General features: G+C 40.8%; 13 protein-coding genes and 1 pseudogene. 1 reads left to right on the forward strand and 13 read right to left on the reverse strand.

Going from position 1 to position 18154, the window contains the following annotated elements; all coding sequences use genetic code 11:
• Positions 1 to 11: 11 nt before the first annotated feature.
• From feoB to ACLTD4_RS01010, 7 genes and pseudogenes are all read right to left on the reverse strand, one after another.
• The gene (gene feoB / locus ACLTD4_RS00980; RefSeq protein WP_117621355.1) at positions 12 to 2009 is read right to left on the reverse strand and encodes a ferrous iron transport protein B; all 1998 of its coding nucleotides are present in this window, start codon (positions 2007 to 2009) and stop codon (positions 12 to 14) included.
• Positions 2002 to 2235, reverse strand: a complete 234-nt coding sequence (locus ACLTD4_RS00985) for a FeoA family protein (RefSeq protein ID WP_002602399.1) — start codon at positions 2233 to 2235, stop codon at positions 2002 to 2004. The genes feoB and ACLTD4_RS00985 overlap by 8 nt, the downstream gene beginning before the upstream one ends.
• Positions 2236 to 2724: 489 nt before the next feature.
• Positions 2725 to 4710 carry an excinuclease ABC subunit UvrB gene (gene uvrB, locus ACLTD4_RS00990; RefSeq protein WP_117624573.1) on the reverse strand — a complete coding sequence of 662 codons (1986 nt, stop codon included), beginning with the start codon at positions 4708 to 4710 and terminating at the stop codon, positions 2725 to 2727.
• Between the two features lie 316 nt (positions 4711 to 5026).
• Positions 5027 to 6310, reverse strand: coding sequence for a tyrosine-type recombinase/integrase (locus ACLTD4_RS00995; protein WP_117624572.1), 1284 nt, complete (start codon positions 6308 to 6310; stop codon positions 5027 to 5029).
• Complete coding sequence (locus tag ACLTD4_RS01000; RefSeq protein WP_006775569.1) at positions 6307 to 7500, reverse strand: site-specific integrase; 1194 nt, start codon at positions 7498 to 7500, stop codon at positions 6307 to 6309. The genes ACLTD4_RS00995 and ACLTD4_RS01000 overlap by 4 nt, the downstream gene beginning before the upstream one ends.
• Before the next feature lie 1005 nt (positions 7501 to 8505).
• A pseudogene (locus ACLTD4_RS01005) lies at positions 8506 to 8613 on the reverse strand (site-specific integrase); the annotation flags it as partial.
• A gap of 400 nt (positions 8614 to 9013) precedes the next feature.
• A complete protein-coding gene (locus ACLTD4_RS01010; protein WP_117624614.1) occupies positions 9014 to 9955 on the reverse strand; it encodes a helix-turn-helix transcriptional regulator in 942 nt (313 codons plus the stop codon).
• 94 nt (positions 9956 to 10049) lie between these two features.
• On the opposite strand from ACLTD4_RS01010, the gene ACLTD4_RS01015 reads away from it, so the two are divergent.
• Positions 10050 to 10469, forward strand: a complete 420-nt coding sequence (locus ACLTD4_RS01015; RefSeq protein WP_002602394.1) for a pyridoxamine 5'-phosphate oxidase family protein — start codon at positions 10050 to 10052, stop codon at positions 10467 to 10469.
• A 527-nt stretch (positions 10470 to 10996) separates the two neighbouring features.
• Here the strand turns inward: ACLTD4_RS01015 and ACLTD4_RS01020 are convergent.
• The 6 genes from ACLTD4_RS01020 to ACLTD4_RS01045 all read right to left on the reverse strand — a co-directional run bounded on the left by ACLTD4_RS01020 (position 10997) and on the right by ACLTD4_RS01045 (position 18142).
• Entirely contained in the window at positions 10997 to 13021 is a 2025-nt protein-coding gene (locus tag ACLTD4_RS01020; RefSeq protein WP_117623055.1) for an NERD domain-containing protein, read from the reverse strand.
• 131 nt (positions 13022 to 13152) lie between these two features.
• Positions 13153 to 14070: a DUF5688 family protein gene (locus ACLTD4_RS01025; RefSeq protein WP_243008274.1), complete on the reverse strand. Its 918-nt coding sequence runs from the start codon at positions 14068 to 14070 to the stop codon at positions 13153 to 13155.
• 81 nt (positions 14071 to 14151) lie between these two features.
• Positions 14152 to 14478 carry a hypothetical protein gene (locus tag ACLTD4_RS01030; protein ID WP_025531325.1) on the reverse strand — a complete coding sequence of 109 codons (327 nt, stop codon included), beginning with the start codon at positions 14476 to 14478 and terminating at the stop codon, positions 14152 to 14154.
• Positions 14479 to 14558: 80 nt separating this feature from the next.
• Positions 14559 to 15353 (reverse strand): hypothetical protein, encoded by a 795-nt coding sequence (locus ACLTD4_RS01035; protein ID WP_117623057.1) that lies wholly within the window; start codon positions 15351 to 15353, stop codon positions 14559 to 14561.
• 21 nt (positions 15354 to 15374) lie between these two features.
• Complete coding sequence (locus ACLTD4_RS01040; protein ID WP_117623058.1) at positions 15375 to 17576, reverse strand: PcfJ domain-containing protein; 2202 nt, start codon at positions 17574 to 17576, stop codon at positions 15375 to 15377.
• 5 nt (positions 17577 to 17581) lie between these two features.
• Positions 17582 to 18142 (reverse strand): hypothetical protein, encoded by a 561-nt coding sequence (locus ACLTD4_RS01045; protein ID WP_117634062.1) that lies wholly within the window; start codon positions 18140 to 18142, stop codon positions 17582 to 17584.
• Between the last annotated feature and the right edge of the window lie 12 nt (positions 18143 to 18154).

Below are 18154 nucleotides of genomic sequence, written 5' to 3' on the forward strand. Positions count from 1 at the left end.
TATTTTTGAAATTAAAAGAGTAAGCTTCCAATCTGGAACACAAGCACCGCGGCTCCCCATGCGGTCAATAGCTGAAACAGAACCATTCCCAGAGTCCATCTTGTAGAACCGGTCTCTTTTCGTATGGTTGCCACCGCAGCGATACACGGAGAATACAGCAGGCAGAAAATCATCAGCGCATAAGCATTGACCCCGTTAAAGCCAATAGAAGACAGAACTCCAGACAGCTGGTTCATGCCTCCGGCCGAATTAATATTTCCAATTCCAAACAGAACGGAGAAGCTGGATACCACGACCTCCTTCGCCGACAGACCGGATATCAGCGCCACCGCGATTCTCCAGTCCCCAAGGCCTGCAGGATTCAGAACCGGCACCAGAACCCGCCCGATCATAGCGGCAAAGCTATTGGAAACATCCTCCACAAATCCGGACGGTCCGCTGTTCAACACAAACCACAGGACAATGGAAGCCAGGAATATGGTGGTCCCCGCCTTGCTTAAGTAATCCTTTACCTTATCCCACACATAGATGGACACCGTGCGCATATTCGGCGTCTTATACTCGGGAAGCTCAATCAACAGGGTATCCTCTTCCCCGCCCTTTGACATCCGGTGCGTCACATGGGCTACCGCTATGGCTACGACGAGTCCGATCAGATACAGGGAATAAGCCACGATCAGCGCATGCCGCGGGAAAAACATCTCCGCAAACAGAACGTAAATGGGCAGTCTGGCCGAACACGACATAAACGGTGTGATCAGAATGGTTCTTCTTCTGTCCTTTTCACTCGGCAGAGCCCTGGCCGCCATGACGGCAGGCACGGTGCATCCAAAGCCTAACAGCATGGGTAAAAATGCCTTGCCGGAAAGCCCTACCCGCCCCATTGTCTCATTCATGACATAGGCAACTCTGGCCATATAACCGCTGTCCTCCAGAAAGGCCAGCGCCAGAAACAGGATAAAGATATTCGGCAAAAATGTCAGAATTCCGCCAACACCGGCCACAATACCATCCACAACCAGGGACGTGATCCATTCCGAAGCATGAATATTCTGAAGGAAATACAGCGTACTGCCCGAGAGCCAGTCGAGACCGACTTCAAAAAATCCCTTTAAGAAATCACCGACCGTGAACGTCAGAAAGAATACCATTGCCATGATCCCTAAGAAAATAGGAATTCCCCAGATTGGATGCGTTAAAAACTCGTCAATCTTATCGGTCGATGCGGCCTTTGATTCCTTGTTGACCAGACACTCCTTTATAATCTCTTCTATGTAATCGTATTTCTGATTGATAATCTCTTTCTCGTAATTATGATCAATGATGTTATTTAAATCTACCGGATGATCATTCCATACGGTCTCATCGTATTCCATAAACTTGATGGCATGCCACCGTAAATTGTCCATCTCCCCATAGTGGGCCTTAAGCACCGTCTCCACCTTGGAAATCTTGTTTTCGATCCGGGGGGTATACTTGACTACCGTGCCCTGAGGACCTTCCTCGTAGTGGTGAACCACGGCGTGCATCAGCACATCCAGGCCGGTACGCTTTCTGGCCGATACCGGTACGACAGGAATGGAACCCAGCATCTCAGGAAGGCGGTGCAGATCGATTTCCATCCCGCGGTCCTCCACGATATCCATCATATTCAAAGCGAGGATTACCGGTTTCTTCAGTTCCAGAAGCTGAAGGGTCAGATAAAGATTTCGTTCCAGTGAAGAGGCATCCACTACATTGATGATGACGTCGACTTCCCCATCCTCGATGCATTTTCTTGTGACTTTCTCCTCGATGGTATAGGAAGTCAGGCTATAGATTCCTGGTGTATCAATGACACGGATCGGCCGTCCTTTATAGCTGGTTTCACCTTCCACCCGCTCCACCGTAACTCCGGGCCAGTTTGCCACCTTTAATTTTGCTCCTGTGAAGGCGTTGAACAGCGTTGTCTTACCACAGTTCGGATTTCCGACGAAGCCTACGTTAATCACCCTATTCTCATCACTCATGGTCTGCGGCCTCCCTGATCTCAATTCCCTCTGATATTCTGCGCCCTAACGCCAGACGGGTACCCCTTACCTTTATAATCACGGTCCCACTGCCTTTTTTATTCATCAGGGTTACCGGCGTCATCTCGTTGACGCCGAGAGCCTCCAGCCGCCTCGTAATCGTGTCATCCACCATTACGCTGTAGACAATATATGTCTTACCTATTTCGCCTTCGTGCAATTTCATTCTGTTCTCCTCCGGACTGCCGTTTCAAATGTATTTCCCCTATTTTATAAAACGGAAAACCCAGGCCTCACAATCGCAAGCCTGGGCACCTCATATATTCCGGCGTCCATAGAAATTCTACACTTATTGAGAATTATTGTCAATATCAAATGCTACTGACTTTCTATGTTTTAGTTACCGTTCGCAGCCCTGTCGGCCTCAGCTTCCCGGTCTGCCCCGGCTGGCTCATGCGCCGTTTCCAGTGACTTTGCAGGGGATTAGCAATTCTTAACGCGCAAAATTTTTCGTTCAGGGGAAATTCCCACCTGTCTGAGCGCAGCGAGTTTGGGAATTTTCCCTGGTTTTTAGAAAAATTCTGCACGTTTAGAAGTGCTTATCCCCGAAACTTGAACTGGAAACGGCGCATGAGCCAGCCGGGGCAGACCGGGAAGCTGAGGCCGACAGGGCTGCGAACGGTAACATGTTTTACGGATAGTTTTCTGGTTTTATTTACTCGTCCAGTTCCTGGAGCATCTTTTTCACTTCCACCATACGGTCACGCAGCCTTGCGGCCTCCTCGAAGTTCAACTCTGCTGCCGCCTGATGCATCTTCTTCGTCAGCTCCTTCGCCAGTTTCTCCAGTTCCTTTTGGTCCATGGATTCCGGATCCTTTTCAAAGGACTTCTTGTCCTCAATCGCCGCCTTCGAGATAGCGATTAAATCACGGACTGACTTCTTGATGGTCGTCGGCGTGATGCCGTGTTCTTCGTTGTACTGCTGCTGAATCGCGCGCCTTCGGTTCGTTTCTTCGATCGCCACCCGCATGGAATCCGTGATAGAATCCGCATACATGATTACGTGGCCCTCAGAGTTACGCGCCGCACGCCCGACCGTCTGGATCAGAGACGTCTCCGAACGGAGGAAGCCCTCTTTATCCGCATCGAGAATCGCTACCAGCGTAATCTCCGGAATGTCAAGGCCCTCACGCAGCAGGTTGATTCCGACGAGTACATCGAATACATCGAGACGCATATCACGGATAATCTCCGAACGCTCCAGCGTATCAATATCGGAGTGAAGATACTTCACCCGGATTCCGATCTCTCTCATGTAATCCGTCAGGTCCTCGGCCATACGTTTTGTCAGCGTTGTGATCAGAATCTTGTGCTTATTCGCAACCTCCTTGTTGACCTCCGAGACGAGATCATCGATCTGCCCTTCCACTGGACGCACCTCGATCTCCGGATCCAAAAGTCCCGTAGGCCGGATAATCTGCTCCACCCGCAGCATCTCATGGTTCGCCTCATAGACAGAAGGCGTGGCCGACACAAACATCATCTGGTCGATCTTCGATTCAAATTCCTCAAAATTCAGTGGTCTGTTGTCCAGAGCGGAAGGCAGACGGAATCCATAGTTGACCAGGGTCGTCTTCCTGGACCGGTCTCCCGCGAACATACCGCGGACCTGAGGCAGGGTGATATGGGACTCATCCACAATGATCAGGAAATCATCGGGAAAATAGTCGATCAGCGTGCAGGGCGGCTCTCCCGCCCTCGATGCAGTTAAATGCCTGGAGTAGTTCTCAATACCGGAACAGAACCCGGTTTCCCGCATCATCTCCACATCAAAGTTCGTCCGCTCGGAAATCCTCTGCGCTTCCAGCAGCTTATCCTCGCTCTTAAAATAAGCCACCTGCTGCTTAAGCTCTGCGAGTATTGTCTGTGTAGCAAGCTCCATCTTCTCCTTCGAAACCACGTAATGGGAAGCCGGGAAGATCGCAATGTGTCCCAGCTCCGTCTTTCCTTCGCCAGTAAGCGAATCGATCTCCGTTATCCGCTCCACCTCGTCCCCGAAGAACTCCACCCGGTAAGCGTCTCCGCCCGAGTAAGCCGGATAAATCTCCAGCACATCGCCTCTTACGCGGAAACTGCCTCGCTTAAAATCCATATCATTTCGTGTATACTGGATGTCGATAAGCTTGTGGATCACCTCGTCCCTGTCTTTTTCCATCCCAGGCCGCAGGGAAATTACCATCTCCTTATAATCGATGGGGCTGCCCAGACCATAAATACACGACACGGAGGCCACGATAATTACATCCTCCCGCTCAGACAACGCAGCCGTGGCGGAGTGACGCAGCTTGTCAATTTCGTCATTGATGGCAGAGTCCTTTTCAATGTATGTGTCCGTTGAAGGGACGTAGGCTTCCGGCTGGTAGTAGTCGTAGTAGGACACAAAATACTCCACCGCGTTCTCCGGGAAATATTCCTTGAACTCGCTGTAGAGCTGTGCGGCAAGGGTTTTGTTGTGCGCTATGATGAGGGTCGGCTTCTGGATTTGCTGGATTACATTTGCCATGGTGAAGGTCTTGCCAGAGCCCGTAACCCCTAGTAAAGTCTGGAATTGGTTGCCTTCCTGGAAGCCTTTTACAAGGGCTTCAATCGCCTGCGGCTGGTCGCCGGTGGGCTGGTATTCTGAGTGTAATTTGAACTCCATTTTCGCTTTTTCCTTCCTTGGTGACCACTTAAAAAGTTCGCCTATTAGGCAGAAATTCGTAAAAGAAGACCGTTTTGAGTTGCCTAATAGACGAACTTTTGCCATTTTACGAATGAAGGTCACCAAAATGCTATTTTCTTAACTCCGCAACACTATATAAACTCAATGAAATTAGTAATACCAAATGTCACCAAAATTATAACATAGCGGAAGGAAAAAGTATAGGCGCAAGTAGGAACATTTGTTCTTTCCTGCGCCTTGTTTCATTTTGAGAACCAAATTGATATTTGATTGAAACTACTACTGCCCTTAATTTTTAAAAATAATCTTCTGCTGGAACTTCGATTTCCAACAGTTCTTCCTCAAGCTGCTTGTCTACCTCCTTTATCGGAAGCACCTCATCTATGAACGGCTGAATTTCATCTACACAGTCAGCAATAATTTCCCGGTTATCACCATATACATCTAAGGTGATTAGCTCCGTTGCATGTCCCATTAATTTGGATACCGCTTTGGGATTAAAATTATTTTTCAAAAGCAGTGTGCAGAAGGTACTGCGTAAATGATGCCACTTTATATCCGGCAGGTTGTTATCCACTAACAGTTTTTTATAATATTTCCAATGGAAATCCTTGCTTCGCGGTTTCCCGTAGTTAGAGCAGCAAACATATCCTGAATCCTGAAACTGGCTTCTTCTGCGGCTCTTATTTCTCTCATACACCTCCCTCTGTTGCAGAATCGCCTCAAACACATAATCTGGTATCGGAATGTCTCGGTAACTCGATGGGGTCTTCAATCCAAGTTCCTGTTTCGTAAAGGTTTTAGGTGGAAAGTCTTCTTTTTTTGTGTTGATTTTCTTCCCCAGCTGCCGGCGAAGCTTTAGTGTTCGGTTAATATAGTCAATATCCGAATACTTCACACCATTGATTTCCCTTCTGCGAAGTCCCATTAATACATTAAACAGGATTTGCATATGTATCGGCGTGTCCCTGCTGGCCTCCAATAGAATCAGAATCTGATCCATTGTCAGGGTTTTCTGTGTGTCAATACTGCGGGCATGGTATTCCTTCTTTTTTACCTTTTTAGGAAGATTGATACCAACTGCCGGATTCTCCGCAATGATTTTTTTCGCTACAGCATAGTTCATAGAGACGTTCATCACCGTTTTAACCAGCCTTGAGACCGATACAGAATATTCTGCACGGTCGTTATACAGCTTTTGAACATCTCCACGGTTAACGGACGACATCTTTTTCTTTCCAAGGATTGGAATAATGTGGTTATACACGATATTGGAATAAGCAGCATAAGTTTCTTCGCTTCTTACCCTCTTGCATATATCCTCCTTTAGCCAAAACTCTAAAAAGTCACTTACTTTAACATTCTCATATACAATATAAGTTCCAGCATGTAATTTACCTATTGTGTTATCCCTGGCAGCATTAGACTCTTTTTCTGTCCTAAACCCCGACTTTTGCTGAGTTCTTTCAGTACCATCTATGTATTTTAACACAACACGGTATCCGAATTTTCCCTTTATAGGAATCACTGGCTTTACTTCCCAATCCACATACTGCTGAAGGCTCAAATCAATTATCATACTGCTCTCCTTTCCACAGGAACGAATGCTTGATTCATAAATGCCAATATATTCTCGTTTTCATCCATTACATCACAATAATATTCAAACGTTGTGTGGACAGAGCCGTGCCCAAGTAATGCAGATATCTTAATCAGTGGAACCCCCATCTCAATCAGAATTGTTGCATACATATGCCTTAATCCATGTACCGTGATATGCGGAAGGCCATTCTTGCTACAAATTCCAGTTAAAGCGCTATTTAAAGCTGACAAACTATGTAGTTTTCCATTTCTCTGACAGCTGATATAATCATTGTCATCATATTGACCGGCATACACTACCTTATTGGACTCCACAAGTCGTCTCCGTTTTTCCAGTTCTTCTATGATTATGGCTGGAACCCGCAAAACCCGGAAACTGTTTGGTGTTTTTGGATCTCGTTCAATCAGCCCATAATTGTCTATTTTACTTCCACTCCCTTTTTTTATAAGTGGATCTGAAGCAATCTGCCTTCTGATAGTTACAGTCCTTTTCTCCATATCCAAATCACTGAATTTAAGTCCAAGAATCTCGCCTTTTCGTAAGCCACAGAATAGCCCTAACAATATTTCCAAATACCAGTTATTTTCGGAAGACGCTTTCAGCAGGACCTTGATTTTTTCTTTACTCAGAATTGTTATCTTTGGCTTTTGTCTCTTATACGGCTTTGTGCCAGTAACCGGATTGGTTTTAATATACCCACCGATTACTGCCTCTTTCATTGCCATATTTAGAATCTCCCGCCCTTTATTTCCTGCAGAGGCACTGACCTTTGCTACCCGCTCCAACAATGCATCAAGATACTCTGCATTGGCAAACCGGACCTTGATGTCGTACTCAATATTCGGCAAAATTAAGTCATAAACCGCATACGCGCCTACCATTCTGGTTGTTGTTTCAATTCTTTGAGAGAATATCTCCTCAAACCAATAAATCAAATAATCCTTAAGCGTGACTTCTGTATTGATTTGATGTGCCAGATGATAGGCCCGATACGCCTTTTTAAACTCATCTTCGTGTCGCCTATAGCTCTTATCAGCCTCTTCACTGGTAGCAAACCCGCCCTTTTTGCTGTACTTTATCGAACCATCGTCCTGAAGTATCTTGGTACGGTGATACCATGAATTATTTTCAAAAAAAGCTGCACTATTCTGTGGTTTTCTTTTCAACTATCTCACCCGCCTTAACTAATTCCGTCTAGCCAGTCATCAAAAGATTGTTTGGGAACCCTGAAAAGCTTTCCAACTTTAAGGACCCGGAACGGCTTTTGATTCCTATACGCCTCGTCCAAAAAGGTATATGTTTTGCTCCTCCCAATCCCTAAAATCTCCTGGATTTCCTCTGCGTTATATACTTTTTTATCTTTCTGTAAAACTTCTATCGCTGTCACCCCCTTTACAAAGGCAACTAGCCATGAGCATGATTGATACCACCTAACGTGGTTCAATCTTAGACTAATCGCTAATACTATATTGATTTCACAAAACCGCTCGGTTTTTAAAACAGTCTGTTTCTCTACAATCATTGTAAAAAATTGGCTTTAGTTTCCTCAAGAGCATTTCACAATTTTTTACTTCTTATAACATTTCATTAAGGTGGTTGTGCTTTCTCCAAAGCAAATTTTCATGCCGTATTTACTCGTCCCCCGGCATCTGGAGTTGTCCTATCTGTTTGCAAAACAGCTTAAACCACGCCAGATGTTTCCATACTAACGCAGCCTCCCCTCATTAGGTGAGCGGCAGTCCCCACAAGTTTCCAACTGATATCATCCTCGCACAGCTTATGCGGCCGTCACAAGCCATCAAACCCCTGCCCGGGCTTATTTTGATTTGATATATTTCGCAGCATTTCTGCTATGGCGTATCTCTCGTATGCTCGATTTCAGTTTTTGTTATAGGACAACTGAACCTATGCTATTTTCAATGTACAAAAAATAAACCTTATATAATATAAATAGGATTAGAATGGGATTATTTAGAAATCTTATAGAAATAAATAGATTATTTTAGATTGTATATGTCTCTTTCCTTATCTTTTCATATCTTCTTAAATGTCCGAATAGCTCCATTTTATCAGCTATTCGGGCATTTTTCTTTTGTGGTAAACCTCGCATATCAAGGTCTAACTTCTTATATTTTTCCTTTCAAACGTGGTTAAAATCGTGGTAAATACTTCTATGCGATTAGACGCTGAACCTCTGATTTTGCCATCTATGGACGCATGAGCATCCAGTTCATAGTGATACTGATATTTGAATGCCCCATGATATACTGTGGGTTCTTCCTCACATAATCATTTTGTCCACATGAACCCGTATGTTCAATTCGGCAAAGGCAAGGTTATTGTAAATATGAATTTTGATGATGAAGATGAATAGCCTTTATCCTCTCACAGAAGATACAGCAAACAAAAAGTCCAATCAAGAGTGCAAGCACCACCTACGGTGGTAAGGCTCTTGACAGGACTTTTTCTTTACTGTTTTGAGATAATCAAGAGGAATAAAGGGGGATTTTATTGCCATGAGAATAATGTGAAAGTCAAAGTTGCCGTGAAATTCATTGATAATCAGACAAAGACAACGTAGGTATCACAGTTTGAACTTGTACTACATAAGGATAGCAACTGGAAGATTGTAAAATAAATTCATAAGCATACAAACACATAAAATTATATGCCTTATTTTTATAGATTATCGTAATATTGGTACAATTCTTTTGCTCGTTTCGATACAAGTTTTTTTAAATGCTCTGGATAGATAGACTTAATCAATTTTCCATATGAAAGAAAATAATCAGCAATAAATCTTTCTTCCCCTACGTTGTAAAATCCTTTTATTTTATATTGTCCATCATATTTGACTAATTCCATTGAGGGATAATTTTCTTTATAAAATAAATCCACTCCTTTATCTAATATTTGAACTTCAAAATCTGTAGCATTTTCAGACTTAAATATGTTTGTCGAACGATTTAGAAGTTCTTGCCTTGGCTTCGGTATATAGCACTCACTTTCTGAAATATCAATAATTTTATCACAACGGAAAACTTGAACTCTTTGCCTGTCATGATTAAAACCTGTAACATACCATTGTCCAAAAGATGAAGATATATTAAAAAACTGCACTTGTACTTCTGATACGAATTCACCTTTTTTATAAGAGATACAGCACACCGTATCTTTTACTGCCATTTCTAAAATATCTTTTAGTAAAGGGCTGCTATTATAATGCTTAGTCCCCTCAAGGCTTAATGTATGTTCCATCTTATTAATAGTATTAATAAGTTCATCAGACAAGCAAGTTTCAAACTTTATCTTTAACTTTTCAATACTTAAATGAAAAGGAGTCGATTCATAGGCGTTTAAAGTTAGCATAGCAAAATACAAAGCATACATTTCATCAACAGTAAAAATAATTGGTGAAAGAAGTCTATTTTTCAAAATACCGTATCGTCCATTTCTTCCTGTTTCTGAAAATATGGGCATACCGATTTCTTCTAAAGATTGTATATCTCGAATTGCTGTACTTTTAGATATTCCGTACTCTTGCATAATATCTTTCAAGTTAAAAAAACTTTTATCATTTAAAAAAATCATCATGTCATTCAATCGTGTTGATTTACGCATTTGTTTAAACCTCCTTATTTCGTTAAATGGTGTCATGTTCTGATACCTTTTTATATTATACTAATCATGTATCAATAATAAAAGGAGGATTTCTATGGATACACTAAATGAATTTCAAAAAATGATGGCAGAACAGACTGACCTTGCGTTGGCAACTATCGGAACAGACGGCATTCCAAATGTTAGAGTTGTCAATTATTATTTCAATCCCGAAAATAATATTGTATACTTTGCAACATTTAAAAATAACGTCAAAGTAAAAGAAATGAAACAAAATCAGAATGTTGCCTTTACAACAATTCCAAAAAAAGAAAACGAGCATATAAAAGCGAGAGGAACTGCTATCAAGAGTAAAAAAACTATTTTTGATTTGGCAGATTGTTTTTGTGAGAAGATACCTGATTATCGAGAAACAATAGAATATGGTTGGAAATCACTGATAGTATATGAAATACACTTTGAAACAGCGACCGTTACTTTAGATTTATCGAATAGTAAAACTCTCAAGTTGTAAATAATTAAAACTAAATTTATTAATTATAGTACAAGTGCCATGAGGAAGCATTACAGTATATCATGGGACATTCCAACATCAACATGACGTTGAACTATTATGCTCATGCCACTTCTGACAGTGCATTAGCGAAAATGGAACGGTTGATTGCGCAGTAGTAAATAGAGGTTTTACTACTCTTTCTACTACCTTTGAACACTGAAACATGAGGGGATATGAGAAGATTTAAGAATATCTTCCGATACGAAAAACGCCGGGAAGCCTGTAAATACAGGCTATACCGGCATATAAGAACTTATAAAGAGATAGTCAAAAGTATAGTTTAATCTGGGAATAAAAATCACTACTAGGTACAGAGTTGCCAACCTTACCAACAACGCCATCCCAAAAAACAAGGCGGCGTTTTACAATAGGGGCACTTCTGATTAGTGTGGCCAGAAGCAATATGCTTCCTGCGCCCCCTCATGGAAACAGATTCTGGTGCTTATATCCCCCAGCGCTATCATCTGCAAAACACAGGCTGGGCTTTATATCTGTCTATCAAATTTCACTATATCTTCATCTAAAATATAATTTACCGTGCCAAGATATTCTCCTTCTCCATATCTTGGTATTGTTATATTTTTTCTTTTTACAACCTCCCTATACCATTTCACCGCAGTCGGAGAAGCAATATATCTTTTGAAATCATCGATGGTTGGTTGGCTATTTTCCCATATTTTCTCCTTTTTATAAATCTTCGATCCACTCCATATCTTTACATACTGGCCATTGTCAGAAAAAAACCTGATTAGAACGGACTCATCAACAATTCTTATGCCATCAATTTCCAGCGATGTAAAGCTATCTATATTCGTGCAGACCAATTGAATAATCCGTTCTTCCGGATAAGGTTCAGGAGGAAGAAATCCATTGGTTATATCTCTAATCAAGGCCCAATCCCTTAATAAAACTTGCTTCCTTAGTTTAAGCTGTTTTATGGCCTTCTTTATCTCTTGGCGGTCTTCATAGTAACGTTTGGGATCGTAAGGTGTCACCAGATGCTTTATTTCAATTATCACAACATGATTATCAAATAAAGCTATAACATCAAAATCTGTATTTCCTATAGAGGATTTAAATTCTATTTTATCTGCATAGACATTCCATAAGGAAGACTGAGACAATTTATTTCTTAAATAGGATTCATACTCATCTCCAATTGCCGCCCGCTTTATTTTATAATCCAGCATAATCTGCTCAAGCATTCGGGTGATATTAATTTGCCGAATCAAATTAGGGGCAAATAAAACCCTTTTACCACTTATTTGAACCAACGGTTTTGAGAATAAATCGCCCTCTTTCCCGCGTTGCGGATAATATATAAACCACTCCACCAGCTTAGCTGCTGTATTTAAACTCTTGCCATATAATCGTGAAAAACTTTTAATTAGCAAATCAATATCAACTACTGGACATAGATAATTAAACCGATCATGTTCAATCTCTTCCCAATTATGATTTAAGATATTTGAATAAATTTCGCTCATTGTCACCAAAAATTCATGCACTTCAAGGAAGTCATTCAATTCACCATATGGTAACGTTTGCCTTAAATAGGCTGGAAAAATATCCGTCTGCTTTATAATTTTCATTGTGCAGTTAGCAGATAAATTACAACGCAAGTAGACCTCCAATTCCAGTTCAAAAATGCTCTTCCACAAATCCAACTTTATTTTCTTGGCAAGGCGTATTATAAACTTATTCCCATTAATTATTCTATTTTGATTTGATATCAATAAATCAATACTATTTTGAAATCTTCTGGCCTCTCTGCGTATTCCTGCAACAAAATCAATCAGGCTCGCTTCATTGGAATTGGGCACAAAAACTGTAATATCATCATCTGTATCCGTTTTTCCAAGTTTAACCGAGTAATCCTTATATATATAAAGGGACCATAATCCGTTTATTAATTCACAAAAATTTGAATGATGAACGAACTTCATAATATCCGGACATTGCAAACATTGCTCATATGTTAGATTATCGCAAGGTTTTTCAAAATTACTGTCATAATAATATAAATAAGGAATTGAATAATCTATCAGCTCTATTAGATTTTCGCTATTCTGTGATGTTGAATATCTCATACCAGGATAGATTTCAGATTCTACATTTGCAACCAAATGCTTTATCCCTGTGATTGGCTTTTTACCATCTATGTTATTCAACTCAATACCAAGTTTATGCTGATCCTCAAAAAACGAAATTAATGCCCTCAATTGATAATCCAATGGATAATTCATAAATTCCGTCTTTTCTCTGGCAGCATTATTATTTTTCATGTTACTATAAATAGCCTCATAAGCCAACCCCAGTTCCATCATCATAAATCCAAAGTCTGTTTCATATTTTTCATCCATTGACATTATCATCTGTACTAAAGATTCTAAATCTGAATCTTTGTAATTATATGAAATTGGCGAGCCAAGAAGGTTGCGATACAATACAATCTTTTTAAATTTCTCCGGATTTCCTTGATATATGTTGTATAGTTCCTTAATGTCCATTTTAAACCACCTTTTAAATTACAATTTCAGCCATCTAATCATCTAACCCCATTATACAATATACCGAAATAAAAATACAGCAGTGTATATACTCTCATACATACACTGCTATATCATACAGAAAACTTTACCTAACTATAAACTTCTTTCACTACTTCCATTTTATCAGAATCGCGTCTGTATGTGAATATCATATCCGACAAAAATCCTTCTTCATCCGGACTATCAGAATTGACGCTAGCTATTAAACTGCGAATCTCCTCTGGCCGTATAATGCTGACAGGATGAATAACTGCATAATCATAGTTAAGGAATACAATATATAAATCTTCTCCTAAGATATCACTTAATTTTTTTGCTACTCCAGGAAGGAAAATTGAAACTGCTCCATTGAATATGACTTCATTTGTAACCCCAACCATATCATATCCAACATCCTTTTGAAATATATCGGTATCCATGACAGAATATGCCTCAAGACCTGTCAACATAATTGGCGGAAATAAATTATATGTATTCGTAAATGCCTCTTTTATTACCTCTTCTTTTCCTTTATTCCATATCTCCAGGTACTCGGAACTCACAGCACTGCTTACATAGGTTCCATGAACAAAGCCAATATGAATATAGACAGCCAAAGCAATGTCACCAATTAAATTGTACATTCCGTCTTTTAACGTTTCCATATGTTTTACATAATTAATCGGTCGAATAATCAGGTGACTTCGTATCTGCTCATAATCATCAGCGACTTCCAGCGGGCTGATTTTTCCAACTTCCCCAGCCTGTCTCAGTTTACTTTCCACTATTCTCAAAATATGTTTCAAATCCATTTTGTCAAATGCAAGTGCTTCATATAATTCCTGTGTATGGAAACTCAATTCGTAAGTTCCATTCATTTTTTTCCCCTGCTTGCTCACCACCAGTAAATCCAAGGTTCTCCCATTGTTCTGTGGTGTTGTCCTAAATTCTATACTCGTTCCACTCCATCCTTTTGTTACTTCGCGTATTTTCTGGCAAAGCGCCGCAATAAATTCTTCATATTTCATATAAGCCTCCATTTCATGCCACTATGGGCAACTACCTTTTTTCATATTTGTATAATAATTACGAAACATGTCATTATGGTATCAAATCCTGCCTATGAGATTTTCCATCCATGCATCATCAAAATTATAATGATATTTCTCTTTGAGCTCTTTAATAAGTTTAAGTTTTAGGTAAAACAAACTGTCGCTTAAGCTTTGGCAGCTATGTGTTGTATGACGCAAAAGAAAACAACTCTGTTTTAACGCTAAAATCTGAGTCACTAATTCTTCTATCGCAGGATTTGAATCTACAAAATCTTCCACATCTTCAATCCCATCATGCAACTCAAAATATTCCCAAGATGTATACACCGGATAGGGAATCAATCTTCCATCTATCCTGATATTTCTGTTAATATAGTCTCTCATCCCATATCCTCTTCTTATAAGAAATGGTACGGAAGCCGCCAGATATCATATGTCCCGGCGGCTTCCTGCCTATTTTTTATTTACTCTTCTGTTTCGTAAACATATATGTACACATTGTAGCTTCTCTTCCTATTTATAAGCTTCACATGAAAATTACAATATGTTCCCTCGCAGTACAAGTGATATTCCTGGTCTTCAGATGGCTCTGCTCCATAATACGCTCCAAGTTTCGGAATGTCGGAAATGCCCTTGCCAAGCTGTTCCTCCAAAATATACGCAGAGAATTTTTCCATTTCCTGCACCATGTACTGGTTTCCATCCGTACCCTTTTGTGGAAACCACCTATTCCACCACCGATATCCATCATGGTCTGCACGGTTATATGCAATGAGGTGGTCTGGCTCCATCGAAAATTCTTCTTCTGTTATTAGAAGAAACTCATCCTCTCCAAAAATCACTTCCTGGCACCAATAGCAGTACCCTGACATCATTAATTCCCGTTCTTCTTCTGTCCGGTCCGGAAATAAGTTTTGGATATACGGAGCCGGCAGGCCGCTTCCCCTACGATTGAAACGCGAGTTGCTGTACCAGCTGTATTTATCCATGTCCTCATCTGTAAGATAAATACTTGTAACGGTTCCACACATAGGGCATTGCTTCTCCACTTCAAAACGACCTTCAACCTCTTTTTTAGACATCTCGCGTGGAATATAAACATACTCATATTCATCAGTCACATTTTTATCATCGGAAAACGATAGTACCATTGGAGGTCCGCTGTCTTTTTCTATCACTGAAAATCTCTGCTTCTCTAAATTCTTATAAATCGCTTTTTCCGCTGTTTCATTCTTAATATAGTAAAGCTTCTGTTTCATTTGCCGTATCCCTCCTTGATTTTATGCGGCCACAAGTTCGCTATTCTGACCGTCTGCTTCCGTTACCCTTGCATCCTCTATACACAAAGAAACTTCCATCAAATCAGCTTCCAGAACATCAGCTAAAGGCATGCCCGCAAGATGACCATGCCATACTTTCGCATTTTTCTTCCGCAGTTCTTTAAATTCTTCTACACGGAGACTTGCGCTTACTTTGGCCAACCGGTAATCCTCCTCTGTTAATCGTGGCTGGATTGCCTGCCATTTTTTTATAAAGCTGACAGCCTGGTTGAAATCCACATTTTGTCGGTCACCGCTTGTACGCTTTTGACGGACAGTCCCGTCCGGTTCAAATTCCAATGTATAGAATGACTTCTCTGGCTGATCTGCTTTCCTCAAAAATGCAATATAGCTTTCCCTTCTCTGTATCCGTTCATAATAGTCATCGCTGAATCGTATACAATGCCTGAGTGCCCTGCCCTCCTGTATAATATCCTCAATCCGATTTGGAATAAGAAGAACATATTTCTGATCTTTATACTCATACTTTTCTTTGATGGACTCGCAGATTGCATCCACGTCCGGATATACTTTTGCGATATCAACTGCCTGAAGCGTTATGTTTTTATCTTCACACAACTGGAGAACTTCATCATGACTTTCAACCAGATTTTTGGGCTTATAGAATATTTCCAATGTGATATCACGTTTCAGCCGTTTTGACATATTGAGATAATCCTGCCAGGTAGATAGAAGTTCCAGGGGAGGTCGGTTGGTTAACGCATACTGACGTTTCAGATAATTGCATATTCTTAATTCACTCATTCTATCCTGGATGAATTTTATATTCTCCGGTCGGATATTCTGTTCTTCAAAATAGCAAATTACTGAATCCACGATATTTTTGCGTTTTTTCTTTTCATACTGCATCCATATAAGAAACAATTCGCCCCCATCATTATTCCGTAACCGTCCCAAACGGTTTCCGTCTATTCCTAGCGACTTTGCCAGACTATGGGATTCTGACACCTTAATCCGCCCCTTAAGTGCATCCAGAGTAAGGTGTTTTAGTCCTGCCTTGATAAAGCGTTCCAGATACGGGGCCGCGTCCAGACTGCTCAGATAATCATTCGGACTTATTTTGTATCCGGAAGATATCAACTGCGGCAGACCAGTCCTGCTTAATATATGGCGGGACAGTGCTGGTACTGTACGTTTATACACAGCCCCAGCATGGTTCAGTTTATAATCGTAGTATCCATAAAAAAACGAGTAATTGGGATAGCCTTTAATCCAGCGGTATCCTCTTTGTTTATACTTGCCATAATAATATTGTGTACCCATTAAATCCTTATCATAAATAACCCTTCCGGTTTCATTACACATTATTTCTGGTGTTTCATACTCCCCTTTTTGATAGAACCGCTGTGCTGTAAACTGCCGGATTATAAGGCCATCACCGTACTTTTGCGGCAAATAAACCTGTTCTTCCTTTGTACAAAGTCTCCCTGCTTTTCCCTTGGCTTTATACTGGATACGATGCCCGCAGCAAGTGCAGGTACCATATGTATTATGTCTGGCTTTCTTTACTGGTACTGTTTTCTCGCACCAGGTACAAAACCCCTCTTTCACATTTTTTAAATAATCATAAAATATAAAATTCTCCTTCAATCCATGTCTATTTACCCAGCGAAGCCAATCTTTTGGAACATTAGGAACCAACTTCATCGCCGCCTCCCATAGAGATGTCTCTTTTTTATATCTATTCTCCAGACGCTCCTCCAGGATGGACTGCTGGTACTGGCAGATACCTTCCATACCTTCCTGGGTAACTCCCAGATACTCAGTCAATCTAATCTTATCTTCTGGTGTCATGTAAGCACAAGAATAACTGTAGTAATGGGGAAATTCAAGGGCCTCCACACACGCAGTTCGCCATTTCTCCTTTAATGTATCCCAAGTAAGATATTCTCTTTTACTTTTATCAATAAAAATTTCATATAACGGTTTTATACTTCCCAGCCGTAAATCCCTCGCCAAATAGATAGCAACCATCAAAATACCGTCACAAATTTGACTCTGCAGATATACCTCTCGCTGGAAGACAGGCTCAACTCTTTGCCACCCAATCTTTTTATTCTTCGGTATATCCTGTTCTGCCATACAAAGCATTTCATCTGTTGCATACAGATGACCCAGCTTTTTCAGTCTTGTTTTCTTCATGACTCTTATCCTGCCTTTCTTATTTTTCCATTGATGCTATACCAAGTATCTGGAAGAATCTCTTTTCCATCCACAACATGTATTCCTATCTCTGTAATCTCGGACTGGTTTCTCACTTCTTTTGCAAAGCCCAGGATATCTCCTTTTGTGCCTTTGGCAATAGGGTTCTTTCCTCTGACAATCACAATACCGTTTTTTGCCACGCCTTGATTCAGACACACAAGGTGATTGTTTTTTCTAAATGGATGATCAAGAAGGTATTTTAAGCTATGAGCCACAAATTCTCCTTTGTCCAGTTTCTTTATAAGCCTCAACCGGGTGCAGCTAATTTTACTGTCATATGCATCCTCGTCAATATCACCATCAGCGACAACCATGTAATACACTGCCCTGTCCCAGTCCGGATAGTAGGATAAGCAGTCCAATGGGTTTTCAGCACAATGCATTCCATTTATTCCGCAATTTGCTTTATCCTCCTCATTCCACATGCCTAATCGATATTGGTATGTATTACCGCGGTTTGTACAAGTTAAATCCTTATCAAAGCCCTTAAATGCAATTAACATGGTCATTTCCTC

It is taken from the genome of Hungatella sp. (assembly GCF_046966825.1).

Bases quoted from the DNA above. Each gene is read 5' to 3' on its own strand.
- feoB (WP_117621355.1), bottom strand. From the start codon at position 2,009: ATGAGTGATGAGAATAGGGTGATTAACGTAGGCTTCGTCGGAAATCCG.
- ACLTD4_RS00985 (WP_002602399.1), bottom strand. From the start codon at position 2,235: ATGAAATTGCACGAAGGCGAAATAGGTAAGACATATATTGTCTACAGC.
- uvrB (WP_117624573.1), bottom strand. From the start codon at position 4,710: ATGGAGTTCAAATTACACTCAGAATACCAGCCCACCGGCGACCAGCCG.
- ACLTD4_RS00995 (WP_117624572.1), bottom strand. From the start codon at position 6,310: ATGATAATTGATTTGAGCCTTCAGCAGTATGTGGATTGGGAAGTAAAG.
- ACLTD4_RS01010 (WP_117624614.1), bottom strand. From the start codon at position 9,955: ATGCGTAAATCAACACGATTGAATGACATGATGATTTTTTTAAATGAT.
- ACLTD4_RS01015 (WP_002602394.1), top strand. From the start codon at position 10,050: ATGGATACACTAAATGAATTTCAAAAAATGATGGCAGAACAGACTGAC.
- ACLTD4_RS01020 (WP_117623055.1), bottom strand. From the start codon at position 13,021: ATGGACATTAAGGAACTATACAACATATATCAAGGAAATCCGGAGAAA.
- ACLTD4_RS01025 (WP_243008274.1), bottom strand. From the start codon at position 14,070: ATGAAATATGAAGAATTTATTGCGGCGCTTTGCCAGAAAATACGCGAA.
- ACLTD4_RS01030 (WP_025531325.1), bottom strand. From the start codon at position 14,478: ATGAGAGACTATATTAACAGAAATATCAGGATAGATGGAAGATTGATT.
- ACLTD4_RS01035 (WP_117623057.1), bottom strand. From the start codon at position 15,353: ATGAAACAGAAGCTTTACTATATTAAGAATGAAACAGCGGAAAAAGCG.
- ACLTD4_RS01040 (WP_117623058.1), bottom strand. From the start codon at position 17,576: ATGAAGAAAACAAGACTGAAAAAGCTGGGTCATCTGTATGCAACAGAT.
- ACLTD4_RS01045 (WP_117634062.1), bottom strand. From the start codon at position 18,142: ATGTTAATTGCATTTAAGGGCTTTGATAAGGATTTAACTTGTACAAAC.